7 protein-coding genes are annotated in these 12,691 nt (G+C 63.7%); 4 read left to right on the top strand and 3 right to left on the bottom strand.

Features of this window, described 5'->3' with window-relative positions:
- Positions 1-32: 32 nt before the first annotated feature.
- The 3 genes from pmtA to dnaK all read right to left on the bottom strand — a co-directional run bounded on the left by pmtA (position 33) and on the right by dnaK (position 4,016).
- Positions 33-638, bottom strand: coding sequence for a phospholipid N-methyltransferase PmtA (pmtA, locus tag NKI24_RS16990; protein WP_023679853.1), 606 nt, complete (start codon positions 636-638; stop codon positions 33-35).
- A 117-nt stretch (positions 639-755) separates the two neighbouring features.
- Positions 756-1,886 carry a molecular chaperone DnaJ gene (gene dnaJ, locus NKI24_RS16985; protein ID WP_023679852.1) on the bottom strand — a complete coding sequence of 377 codons (1,131 nt, stop codon included), beginning with the start codon at positions 1,884-1,886 and terminating at the stop codon, positions 756-758.
- A 213-nt stretch (positions 1,887-2,099) separates the two neighbouring features.
- Entirely contained in the window at positions 2,100-4,016 is a 1,917-nt protein-coding gene (gene dnaK / locus NKI24_RS16980) for a molecular chaperone DnaK (RefSeq protein ID WP_023679851.1), read from the bottom strand.
- Between the two features lie 571 nt (positions 4,017-4,587).
- Between dnaK and NKI24_RS16975 the strand changes: the two genes are divergently transcribed.
- From NKI24_RS16975 to NKI24_RS16960, 4 genes are all read left to right on the top strand, one after another.
- Positions 4,588-6,549: a hypothetical protein gene (locus NKI24_RS16975; protein ID WP_352746832.1), complete on the top strand. Its 1,962-nt coding sequence runs from the start codon at positions 4,588-4,590 to the stop codon at positions 6,547-6,549.
- A gap of 10 nt (positions 6,550-6,559) precedes the next feature.
- The gene (locus NKI24_RS16970) at positions 6,560-10,228 is read left to right on the top strand and encodes a DUF7929 domain-containing protein (protein ID WP_352746829.1); all 3,669 of its coding nucleotides are present in this window, start codon (positions 6,560-6,562) and stop codon (positions 10,226-10,228) included.
- A gap of 221 nt (positions 10,229-10,449) precedes the next feature.
- Positions 10,450-11,127 (top strand): ribulose-phosphate 3-epimerase, encoded by a 678-nt coding sequence (rpe, locus tag NKI24_RS16965; protein WP_352449613.1) that lies wholly within the window; start codon positions 10,450-10,452, stop codon positions 11,125-11,127.
- Positions 11,128-11,167: 40 nt separating this feature from the next.
- Positions 11,168-12,691, top strand: coding sequence for a malonate--CoA ligase (locus tag NKI24_RS16960; protein WP_352746826.1), 1,524 nt, complete (start codon positions 11,168-11,170; stop codon positions 12,689-12,691).

The following is a 12,691-nucleotide window of genomic DNA, read 5'->3' as shown; positions in this document are numbered from 1 at the left end:
AGACAAGTGCTATTCAAACCCAACGCTTCAATTCATGCGGCCCCGCGTCGGTAGATCCAAAGCTGCGTCGGCGGAATGTTGCGGATGACGAAATGGAAATGCTCGACCGTATAGTCGCCGCGGCCCGGCGGGATCGGCGACAGCGGCCCGTAAGTCAGCTGCACGATCGGCCGGCCCGCCGGGATACGGTCGAGCAGGCTCTCGACATAGGCGATGCGCTGGGCGACAGGGAAATTGAGCAGCGGCACGCCCGATATCACGGAATCGAAGATCAGGTCGCGCTTGTCGCCAAGCGTCGCGTCGAGATTGAAGGCGTCGCCCTCGATGACGTTGACGCCTGGATAAAGCTGGCGCAGATGGCGCACGAAATCAGTGGAATATTCGACCGCGTAGAGATTCTCAGGCTTAATGCCCTGGGCGAGGATGGCGCGTGTGATGACGCCTGTACCGGGCCCGACCTCGAGCACCGGCAGGCCGGATGTCGGATCGACGATCGAGGCCATCTTGCCTGCGGTGATGGAACTGGTCGGGACGATCGAACCGACCGCCTTCGGCTTGTCGATCCAGCCCTTGAAGAACTTCAGCTCGTCGTCGAACTTTTCCGCCAGCGTCTTTCGCAGTCCGGGACTACGCGTCATTGAAAGTCCTCCTCAACGCTCCCTCGCATGCTACTTAACAGTTACGAGGTGCAAGACAAGGCGAATCCCCGGATAAGGTGTTGATGACGCTCGGGAAGCGTTTTCCAGGGATCAGCTTCAGTGCTCGCCGAACGTTTCGAAAAAGTCTTTCATGCGGGCGAAAAATCCGCTCGACTGAGGCGAATTGTCCTTTGAGGAAAGCTGCTCGAATTCCTCCAGCAATTCGCGCTGACGGCGCGAAAGGTTCTGCGGCGTCTCAACCACGGTCTGGATGTAGAGGTCGCCGATATTAGGCTGGCGCAGCACAGGCATGCCCTTGCCCTTGAGGCGGAACTGGCGACCGTTCTGGGTGCCTTCCGGCACCTTCACCTTCGTCTGGGTACCGTCCAGTGTCGTCACCTCGAACGAGCCGCCAAGCGCTGCTGTCGTCATCGAGATCGGCACCTTGCAATAAAGATCGGCCCCGTCGCGCTGGAAGAATTCGTGCGGCTTGACCGCGAGGAAGATATAGAGATCGCCCGACGGGCCGCCGCGCAGGCCAGCCTCGCCCTCATTGGCCAGCCGGATGCGGGTGCCATCCTCGATGCCGGCAGGGATGTTTACCGACAGCGAGCGCTCCTCGGTGACACGGCCTTGGCCGGCGCATTTCGGGCACGGATCCTTGATGGTCTGGCCGCGCCCCTGGCATTGCGGGCAGGTGCGCTCGATCGAGAAGAAGCCTTGCGTGGCGCGCACCTTGCCGTGGCCGTTGCACATCGAGCAGGTGACGGGCTGGGTGCCAGGCTTGGCGCCGCTGCCCGAGCATTCCGAGCAGGAAATCGAGGCTGGCACCCGAATCTGCGCGGTCTTGCCGGAAAATGCCTCTTCCAGCGTAATTTCCATATTGTAGCGCAGGTCGGCGCCGCGCTCGCGTCCGCCGGACGAGCGGCGCTGGCGCCCGCCCATCATGTCGCCGAAAATGTCTTCGAAAATGTCGGCGAAGCCGCCGGCGCCAAAGCCTTGCGCCCCGCCATTCATACCGCCGTGCTCGAAGGCGGCGTGGCCGAAGCGATCATAGGCGGCGCGCTTCTGCGGGTCCTTCAGTGTCTCGTAGGCTTCGTTGATTTCCTTGAACTTGTGCTCGCAGGCATGGTCGCCTGGGTTGCGGTCGGGATGGAACTGCATGGCGAGCTTGCGAAAAGCGCTCTTGAGCTCCTTCTCGTCGGCGCCCTTTTGCACGCCTAGCGTTTCGTAAAAATCAGCTTTCATGTTTTCCCGCAGTCCGGATAGTCAACGTCTTGAAGCATCGTTGCGTCGTTTGCCGGCACGCTGTTCCGATTTAGGTGTGATGGAGCCGCGATGCCAGTGTCTACGAGGCTTTGTCCGCATTTTTTCGGGCAGCTCAGCGTTTTTCCGGCAAAGGGTTGCAAAAAAGCCCGGCTGTGCGCCGGGCTTTTTCCCTTACCTGTACCGTCAGGCGGTTCAGGCCGACTTCTTCTTCTCGTCGTCTTCGTCGATTTCCTCGAAGTCGGCATCGACGACGTCACTGTCCTTGGCGGCATCAGCCTTGGCGTCGGCCTCGGCGGCTTCCTTCTGCGAAGCCTCGTACATGGCCTGGCCGAGCTTCATCGAGACTTCGGCGAGCGTCTGCGTCTTGGCCTCGATCTCGGTCACATCGTCGCCTTCGGCAGCGGTCTTCAGCGCCGCGATCGCATCGGCGATCGCCGTGCGGTCGGCCTCGGAAACCTTCTCGCCGTATTCCTTCAGAGATTTCTCCGAGGAATGCACCAGCGCCTCGGCCTGGTTGCGGGCCTCGACCAGCGCGCGCCGCTTCTTGTCGGCTTCGGCATTGGCCTCGGCGTCCTTGACCATCTTCTCGATGTCGGCGTCCGAAAGGCCGCCGGACGCCTGGATGCGGATCTGGTGCTCCTTGCCGGTGCCCTTGTCCTTGGCCGAGACGTTGACGATGCCGTTGGCGTCGATGTCGAAGGTGACCTCGATCTGCGGCACGCCGCGCGGCGCAGGTGGGATGCCGACCAGATCGAACTGGCCGAGCGCCTTGTTGTCGGCGGCCATTTCACGCTCGCCCTGGAAGACGCGGATGGTCACCGCCGACTGCGAATCCTCGGCCGTGGAGAACACCTGGCTCTTCTTTGTCGGAATCGTCGTGTTGCGTTCGATCAGCCGCGTGAACACGCCGCCCAGCGTCTCGATGCCGAGCGACAACGGCGTCACGTCGAGCAGCAGCACGTCCTTGACGTCGCCCTGCAGCACGCCGGCCTGGATAGCGGCGCCCAACGCGACGACCTCATCCGGGTTGACGCCCTTGTGCGGCTCCTTGCCGAAGAACTGCTTCACGATCTCCTGGATCTTGGGCATACGGGTCATGCCGCCGACCAGGACGACTTCGTCGATTTCGCCGGCCTTCAGGCCGGCATCCTTGAGCGCCGCCTTGCAAGGATCGATCGTGCGCTGGACGAGATCCTCGACCAGGCTCTCGAACTTCGCCCGCGTCAGCTTCAGCGTCAGGTGCTTGGGGCCGGTGGCATCGGCGGTGATGAAGGGCAGGTTGATCTCGGTCTGCGTGGTGGACGACAGCTCGATCTTGGCCTTTTCAGCCGCTTCCTTGAGGCGCTGAAGGGCGAGCTTGTCGTTCCGCAGGTCGATGCCCTGTTCCTTCTTGAACTCGGCCGCCAGATATTCGACCAGACGCATGTCGAAATCCTCGCCGCCGAGGAAGGTGTCGCCATTGGTCGACTTCACCTCGAACACGCCGTCGCCGATTTCGAGCACCGAAATATCGAACGTGCCGCCGCCAAGGTCATAGACGGCAATCGTCTTGCCTTCCTTCTTGTCCAGTCCATAGGCAAGCGCTGCCGCCGTTGGCTCGTTGATGATGCGCAGCACTTCGAGGCCGGCGATCTTGCCGGCATCCTTGGTCGCCTGGCGCTGGGCGTCATTGAAATAGGCCGGAACGGTGATGACCGCCTTCTCGACCTTCTCGCCGAGATAGGCCTCCGCCGTTTCCTTCATCTTCTGCAGGATCATCGCCGAGATCTGGCTAGGCGACTGCTTCTTGCCGCCGGCCTCGACCCAGGCGTCGCCATTGTCGCCCTTGACGATCTTGTAGGGGACAAGCTTCTTGTCCTTCTCCGTCACCGGATCGTCGTAGCGGCGGCCGATCAGGCGCTTGACCGCGAAAATGGTGTTCTCAGGATTGGTGACCGCCTGGCGCTTGGCCGGCTGGCCGACAAGGCGCTCGCCGTCGCTGTTGATGGCGACGATGGAAGGAGTCGTGCGCGCGCCTTCCGCATTCTCGATGACCTTGGATTCCTTGCCGTCCATGATGGCCACACAGGAGTTGGTTGTTCCCAGATCGATACCGATTACTTTTGCCATTTCTCTAATCTCTCCGCTAAGCAGGCTCTCAGGACCCGTACAGGCGTTCCGACGAAAGCCCCTGTTCACAAGAAATTCCGCTCCGGCAACCGGCATTCGGCGCTGGACGGCTTGGCGCGTATATAAGAACAGGCTGCGTGGCGCGCAAGCATTCTGCGCAAGGCGTTCACCATTCATCCGCGGTTGATCGGATTCGGGACCGGCACGCCCGTATTTTCCGGCCGTGATCCAGCCCGGCCCGGCCCGGCCCATGAACCTTTCCGCCTCACCTCGCGACTGACGCTCAGGTGCCGCGTGGTGCGGCCCCGGAAAGGAAAGCCCCATGACCACAGATCCAGAGGCTCCATGGTCTCCGGGAACAGCAGGAGCTCAGCGCGACTATCGCCTTCGGGACCGGGTCGATGCGCTGGGCTTTTCGCTGGTTCCGTTGACCCTGCGCGGACGCAGGCGTATCGTGACGTTGAGGAAAGCAGACAATTCGATCAGGGATGAACGTGCCGGAACGCCGCGCCTTGCCCTGATTTGCGCGCCGGGACCGGATGTTTCTCCCATGACCTGTGGGGGGAGATCCATGTCTTGCGACCACGGCGCGTTCGTGCGCTCTCGTGCCGGCCGTTTGCGCCGCGCCATCCAGGCTGCCACCGGATTGTCGATCTTGGCGCTCGCCACTGGGCTCTGGCTCGGTGGCTCGGCCCAGGCTCAGGAAACCCGGATCATCTATCCCGGCTCGATGGCAATGACCGGATTCTCCGGCACCATCATTCCCAATTTCGAGGAAGGCCTGCCGCCGGGCGTCGATCCCGTCGACGAAACCTTCATCGACACGGCGCGCGCGACCTTGCGCATCTTCGACGTCTCAAGGCTGGGCGGGCCGGCGTCTGGCCAATTGGTCTTCACCCCGCCACCGTTCGAGGTCACGGCCGGGCAAATCGGCCAGGTGTTCGGCATCACCTACGACGACGGCGTGCGCGACGGCGTTCCATCGGCCATTCCAAACCTCTATGCCGGCGCCACGTCGCTGCACGGCATCCGCATAGTCACGCCAGACGGCGACGCCGACGGCCGGCCGGAGCGGCAGCGCCGCGGCACGGCTGACGCGGTCTTCATGGACGGCCAGTTCGGCACCGAAAACGGCGGCGGCCCCGGAACGATCTGGAAAATCGACGGCATCACCGGCGCCGTCTCGAAATTCGCCGATATCGACGCCAATAGCGGTCCCGGCATCGGCGACGTCACTTTCGACAATATCCACCGCCAGTTCTTCGCCAGCGATCTCGACATCGGCCTCATCCACCGCATCGACGCCAATGGCGCGCTGCTCGACGCGTTCGACCACGGTATAGCCGGCCGCCCGGCGCACGGGCTTGCCGCCCTTGCCGACGACGGCTCGGTGATTGACATCCAGGGTGCTGCCTTCGACAGCGAGGACCCCGACAGCTGGGGCTACACGCAGGACGAGCGCCGCGTCTGGTCGGTCGCCTATCGTGGCAGCCGGCTCTACTATTCGGTCGGTGATAAGGCGGAGATCTGGTCGGTGGGCGTTGCCGGCGACGGCAGTTTCGCCGGCGACCCGCGCTGGGAACTGACGGTCAAGGCCGACAAGGATTACGCGGTCACCGACATCGCCTTCGACAACGAGGGCTTCATGTACCTGGCCCAGCGCGGCCCGGTGGAGAACCGCTACGACTACAGCCAGTTCGCCGATTCCGGCAAGGGTGAGGTCATCCGCTATTGGCGCGAAAATCCGGACGATCCGGCGACGGAATCGGCCTGGGTGGAAGTGCCGCAGGAATATGCGGTCGGCTTCCCGCAAGACAACCGACAGTCAGCCGGCGGCCTCGACCTGCAATATGGCTACGATGCCGAAGGCAATCTCGATACCGGCGTCTGCACCGACACGCTGGTCGATACCGGCGACAAGTTACGCGACAACCCGGAGCTTGCCGAACAACTCGCAGCCGGCGGGCCGCTCGCCGTGCACGGCGTGCAAATCACGCCGACGGCACTGGCCAAGCCGGCCAACATGCCGCCTTTCGGCTCGTGGTTCGTCGACTTCGACAATTATTTCGAAGACCCGGAAGTCGAAGGCCATGTCGGCGACGTCGAGGTCTGGCGCCCCTGCGAAGGCCGTGCCGGCTATTACGAGCAGGTGCCTGGCGGCTATCTGCCACCGTTCTATCCGCCGGACTTTCCGCCCCCCGGCAATCTGCCTCCTTGCCTCGATGTCGAGGATGTCAGGTATTTCTGCACGCCCTCCGGCCTCGAGGCCGATCTCTATCTCCATGACCATGCCGGCTTTGGCGGCGATTCGATCAGGGCTCTGTCCAGGACCCCTGGCGTTGGGGTGACTTCACCTCTGTCGCATGCGCCCGGCGCGCCATACACGATCGGCATCACCGGCCATTACCCTGGCGATACGGTCGATGTCGGGCTCTGCTTCTACAGGCAGTCCGATACCGACAAGGGTGGCTACTACCCTTGCTGCAAGATGACCTTGCCGCTCAGAACCCCAGCCGTCAGCTGCGAACCGTGAGGAGGGGAAGATGAGCAATCTCGCATTTTTCCCGCCTGCGACAAGCAGCCAATCAACCGGCAAACAGTCATTCGTCATGGAGACCATCATGAAACCCCTGTCACTCGCCAGGCGCGGCGTGCGCTGGCTGATGGCGGCCGGTATCGCGGTCGCCATGCTGAGTCCGCTGCAAGGCTTCGCTGAAGACCTTGCTCCGGCCAAGACCAAGCCTGCCGATGCGGTCACTGTCATTCCCGATACCAGGCTCGATTTCGACAATCCTCGCACCGTCAATCCGGAGCCGGGCCGGATCGTGCCCTTGTTCACCAAGAAAGGCACCCAGAGAGGCTGCGACTATGTCGTATACTCGCTGAGCTTTGGCTTGCGCGGCAATCCGCAGGGTCTTGCCAGCCCCGGCCTCGCCGCCGTGCTGAAAAAGGTCAGGCTCGATTTCAGGGACCAGCTCCCGCACGGCCTGCGCATCGTCGGCGTGCATGTGACCGGCGACGGCACCGATGCGTCCGGCGGACCGCTGCCCGGTGCTGTGATCAGCAGTTCGGCTGGCCCGGACGATACCGCGACGGTGTCCGATTTCCGGATTTCCGCCAGCGATCTCGACAGCATCGGCGCTGCGAACGAGCGCGTCATCACGTTCCAGATCACCGCCAAGATCGACCATGCGGCGTTTCCGTCGCCGACGATCGTTCACAACCAGGGCGTGGTCAAGGTGAGCCGCGAACGCGGCGCCGGCATCGAAATCCCGTCGCAGGACCCGGGCAAGCCGGACGACGGCAATTATCTCACGGGTGCAAAGACGTCGATCAAGATCGACGTCACCAGGTGCAACCCGCCGCCTCCACCTCCCGGCAAGGAATGCTTCAAGGTGGAGCGCGGCACGGTCGATTGCGTGCCCGGCGGCGGCGCCTTCATCTACCACATGCCGGTCGGCCCAGAGATGGCTGGCAAATGGGTGCAGCTTTCGACGACGACACCCGGCATCACCATCATTCCCGACACGCAATTGGTGCCGGCCGGCGGCGGTGTGCTCAATTGGAAGATCGTCGGCGCTTCACCCGGCGACGTCATCCACATCATCGTCACCGGTATCGAAACCTATGCCGGCCCGAGGGAGGGCTGGGGCCTGTGCTGCACGCAGACCATCGATATCGTCATCCCGCGTGATCAGCGCTGCCCGCCGAAGGACAAGGAACCGGATCTGAAAGTCGAAAAGCGCGCCGACGTGCAACGTTGCACGATCGGCGGCGGCTGCGACTTCACCATCAGGGTCACCAATGTCGGCGATGCACCCTACCACGGCAAGATCGTGCTCGACGAAGTCACCCTGCCGGCCGGCTCCACCCTCGATTCAGGGCCGAACCCGCCTTGGGTCTGCGCGCCTGGAACCACCCCGATGATTTGCACTCATCCGGTGACCACGCTCAATCCGGGTGCCTCTGTCGACCTCAAGCTCGGCTTCAAGCCGGCCGCAGGCTGGCGAGGCAGCGTCTTGCGCAACTGCGCCACTTACAATTATGCCAGCGGCAAGCCGCTTTTCGGCAGCCAGCAAGACGATCGCGGCTGTGCTTCGATCCCGGTCTGCCGGCGTGGCGATCGTGACCGCGACTGCCGGCCGCCGGTGGAGAAGAAGGTCGACCTGATCCTGAAGAAGCGCGCCCGCACCGAATTCTGTTCGGCCGATGGCGTCTGCACCTTCGTGGTCGACATAATCAACAATGGCAGCGTCCCCTATAATGGGCCGCTGACGGTCGTCGATACCTATCCGGGCGGCGCGCCGGCATCCTCGACCTTCGGCCCGACGCCGCCATGGACATGCGGACCGAACGGTCCCGGCAAGTTCCGCTGCGACAATGCCGGCATCGTGCTGTTGCCTGGCGCCTCGACGCCGATCTTCGTCAGGGCGGTGATGCTGGCCAACTACCGGCCCGACCGTGTCGAGAACTGCGCCGAGGTGAAGGCTATTCCCGGTGAGAACGACATCACCAACAACAGGGCGTGCGCCAAGGAACGCATCCATCATCCGAATGGCGGCCAGCCGGCCCTGCGCATCACCAAGGTGTGCAATGGTTCGCTGGCCGGTGCTGCGGTCGTTTCCTGCCGCATTACCGTCATCAGCCTCGGCACCACTGCCCCGACCGGTCCGGTACGGGTCAACGATGCCGCGACGCTGATAGCCAGCGGAGCGCCGGTCCAGATCCAGACCGTCACCCCAGACGGCGCGGAATGGACTTGCGGACCGGTTCCGGCCAACACACTGTCCTGCCAGATTCCCGGCGCCGTCATGACGCCTGGAACCAGCCGCCATTTCGACGTGACGGTTGCCGCGAACGGCGAATTCGAGAACTGCGCACGCGGCTCCTACGGCCCGGCTCCGGGAGACGACATCGTCTATCCGATCGGCCAGGCCTGCGCCAAGGGCGGCGGCGCCTCGACCATCCGCGTCGAGAAGACCGGTGATGCCGAGTGCAAGCCCGGCCAGCCCTGCTCGTTCGAGATCACCATCACGAACGATGGCGCGAGCGCCTTCTCCGGCCCGGTTCGCATCGGCGATGCGATCGGCGTCGAAGGCCTCGGCCGGCTGGAGGGCGTTGCGATCACCTCGATCGATCCGCCCTTCGGCTGCTCGCCGGAGCCGGCAATCTTGCCTGTGTCCTGCATCGCTCAACTGACGCTCGGCGCCGGGGAAAGCCACGTTCACAACGTGACCGTGGTGCTTCCCGACGACGGTCGCCTGGCAAATCTGCAGGGCACTGTCAATGGTCAGAACTGCGTCGGCGTGCTCTCTCCCGACACGCCGGTGCAAGGCGGCGGCGACGTGTTGTCCCGCGGCGCGGCCAACGTGCAGGGCGATCACGGCAAGGCCTATGCCTGTCATCCCTTCACCATCAGGAATGAGGTGAAGAAGGAATGCTCGGCAGGCTTCGTCATGAACGACGCCGGCAACTGCGTCTGCCCGCCCGGCACGACCTTCCGCAACGGCCAATGCTCGTCCGGCGGCGGCACGGTCATCGTGCCGAAGCCAAAACCTTGCGTTCTGCTCAAAGGCCAGATCCGTACCGAAGACGGACGCTGCGTCTGCCCGCACGGAACCGAACTGGAGAACGGCGCTTGCGTGGGGAAAGAGCCGAAGCCCGAGCAGTGCACCATCCGTGGCCAGATCCACGACGCTGCCGGCGATTGCGTCTGCCCGCGGGGCACGGAAGTCAGGGGTAGTGCCTGCCGGCCAATCCAGCCGAAGCCGGAGCAGTGCACCATCCGCGGTCAGATCCACGACGCCGGTGGCGATTGCGTCTGCCCGCGGGGTACGGAAGTCAGGGGCAATGCCTGCCGGCCAATCCAGCCGAAGCCGGAGCAGTGCACCATCCGTGGCCAGATCCACGACGCCAACGGCGATTGCGTCTGCCCGCGGGGTACGGAAGTGCAAGGCAATGCCTGCAGGCGCAAGAAGCCTGTTGTGGTGGAGTGCCCGATACCCGGTCAGATCCACAACAAGCGTGGCGTTTGCGTCTGCCCGCGTGGGACAGAGCTGCGCGACGGCGCCTGCCGCAAACCGCGGCTGGAGTGCGCACCGGGCGCGCGGCCGATTAATGGCCAGTGCCAGCCGATCCGCAAACCGAGCCTGCTGCTGAATCCAGATGTTCTTCAGCAGCTGCCAAGGCGCAAGCCGCAGCTCGAGCAATAGGATCGCGCGCGAACTTCAAACGGGTGATCATTCGATCAAGAAAACCCCGCCGGAGCGATCCGGCGGGGTGTTTCTTTGGCTGGCAGATGAAAGAGCAGCGAAAACCTGAAGCCGTGGCATCAGCGGAAGGACAAACCGGCTTCCACTTTCCGGACTCGACTCATGGTCTAGGCAGGCGATACAGAGGGTCCGTAAACCGAGGCGTTCGGGAAGACCGCGTCATGAGCAAAAAAACCCTGATCGCGCCATCGGTGCTGGCTTCCGATTTCTCGAAGCTCGGCGACGAGGTCGAGGCGGTGGCGGCCGCCGGCGCCGACTGGATCCATCTCGACGTCATGGACGGGCATTTCGTCCCCAACATCACCTTCGGGCCGCCGGTGATCAAGGCGATCCGCAACCGCACCAAGGCCTTCTTCGACTGCCATCTGATGATCGCCCCCGCCGACCCCTATCTGGCCGCCTTCGCCGAGGCCGGCTGCGACGGCATCACGGTGCACGCCGAAGCCGGGCCGCATCTCGACCGCTCGCTGCAGACGATCAAAAACCTTGGCAAGAAGGCCGGCGTGTCGCTCAACCCCGCGACACCGGAGACGATGATCGAATACGTGCTCGACCGGCTCGATCTTATCCTGATCATGACGGTCAATCCGGGCTTCGGCGGCCAGGCCTTCATTCCGGCGATCGTAGACAAGGTGAAGCGGGTGAAGGCGCTGATCGGTGACAGGCCGATCCGGATCGAGATCGACGGCGGCATTTCGCCGGAAACTGCGCCCCTGGTCACCGCCGCCGGCGCCAGCGTGCTGGTCGCCGGTGCGGCCATTTTCAAGGGCGGCAGCGTCGCAGCCTATCGGGCAAACATCGAGGCAATCAGGGCAGCGGCGGACAAGGCGGCCGGCTGACCGCCGCCGTTCGGCCGGAGACAGCCGCTCGGGGGGACTTTTGAGCAACCATCTGTTCGATGCTTTCCGTGCCCGGATGCCCACGCCCGGACGCCTTTTGATGGAGGCAGAGGACGGGCGCTCGATCAGCTATGGCGAAATGCTGGCGCGCTCCGCTCAACTGGCACATGTGCTGTCGCAGCTGGGCGTCGAAGCCGGCGACCGCGTCGCCGTTCAGGTCGAGAAGAGCCCGGAGGCCATTTTCCTCTATCTCGCCTGTCTGCGTGCCGGCGCGATCTTCCTGCCGCTCAACACCGCCTATACGCTGACCGAGCTCGAGTATTTCTTCAGGGATGCCGAGCCGCGACTGATCGTCTGCGACCCGGCGCGAGTGACCGAGATCGGCGCTTTGGCGCAGGACTCGGGCGCTGCGGTCGCGACACTCGGCAGCAAGGGCGAGGGTTCGTTGACCGATCGGGCCTCTGAGGCGGCCGTGGACTTCCACGACGTGGCGCGCGGACCGGACGACCTTGCTGCGATCCTCTACACCTCCGGCACCACCGGCCGTTCGAAAGGCGCCATGCTCAGCCACGAAAACCTCGCCTCGAATGCGCGGGTGCTGGTCGACCTCTGGCGCTTCACTGCCGCAGACGTGCTGATTCACGCGCTGCCGGTTTTCCACACGCATGGCCTTTTCGTCGCCACCAATGTCGTCCTGATGGCCGGTGCCTCGATGCTGTTCGAAACCAAATTCGACCCGGCCCGCATCGTCTCGCTGCTGCCGCGCGCCACCGTGCTGATGGGCGTGCCGACATTCTACGTCCGCCTGCTGCAGCAGGACGGTTTGAACCGGCAAGCGGCGAAAAACATCCGCCTGTTCATTTCCGGCTCGGCGCCGCTGTTGGCCGAGACGCACAGAGCCTGGCGAGAGCGCACCGGCCACGCCATCCTCGAGCGCTACGGCATGACCGAGACCAACATGAACACGTCGAACCCTTATAATGGCGAGCGGCGTGCCGGCACGGTCGGGTTTCCCGTGACCGGCGTTTCCCTGCGCATCACCGACCCCGAGAGCGGCGAAACACTTGCCAAGGGCGATGTCGGCATGATCGAGGTGAGGGGTCCCAATGTCTTTTGCGGCTACTGGCGCATGCCGGAAAAGACCAAAGCGGAGTTCCGTGACGACGGTTTCTTCATCACCGGCGATCTCGGGCTGATCGATGCCGACGGCTATGTCCACATCGTCGGCCGCGGCAAGGACCTGATCATTTCCGGCGGCTACAATATCTATCCAAAGGAAGTCGAGAGCGAGATCGACGCGCTGCCTGGCGTCGCCGAAAGCGCTGTCATCGGCGTTGCCCATCCGGATTTCGGCGAAGGCGTCACCGCTGTCGTGGTGAGGGCGCCGGGCTCGACCATCAGCGCCGCAGGGATCGTCGAGGCCATCGCCGGGCGCCTCGCCAGGTACAAGCATCCGAAACGGGTGATCTTCGTCGACGAACTGCCGCGCAACACGATGGGCAAGGTGCAGAAGAACCTGCTGCGCGAAGCCTACAAGGACCTCTATACGTCCAAAGCCGGCTAA

Source organism: Mesorhizobium sp. M0701 (assembly GCF_040320365.1).
Classification (GTDB): Bacteria; Pseudomonadota; Alphaproteobacteria; order Rhizobiales; family Rhizobiaceae; genus Mesorhizobium.
Note: the sequence above shows the minus strand (reverse complement) of the source record. Positions and strands in the feature narration are given on the sequence as shown.

What these genes read in the sequence shown, in the direction of transcription:
- pmtA (WP_023679853.1), bottom strand. Translation starts at nt 638, where the DNA reads ATGACGCGTAGTCCCGGACTGCGAAAGACGCTGGCGGAAAAGTTCGAC.
- dnaJ (WP_023679852.1), bottom strand. Translation starts at nt 1,886, where the DNA reads ATGAAAGCTGATTTTTACGAAACGCTAGGCGTGCAAAAGGGCGCCGAC.
- dnaK (WP_023679851.1), bottom strand. Translation starts at nt 4,016, where the DNA reads ATGGCAAAAGTAATCGGTATCGATCTGGGAACAACCAACTCCTGTGTG.
- NKI24_RS16975 (WP_352746832.1), top strand. Translation starts at nt 4,588, where the DNA reads ATGTCTTGCGACCACGGCGCGTTCGTGCGCTCTCGTGCCGGCCGTTTG.
- NKI24_RS16970 (WP_352746829.1), top strand. Translation starts at nt 6,560, where the DNA reads ATGAGCAATCTCGCATTTTTCCCGCCTGCGACAAGCAGCCAATCAACC.
- rpe (WP_352449613.1), top strand. Translation starts at nt 10,450, where the DNA reads ATGAGCAAAAAAACCCTGATCGCGCCATCGGTGCTGGCTTCCGATTTC.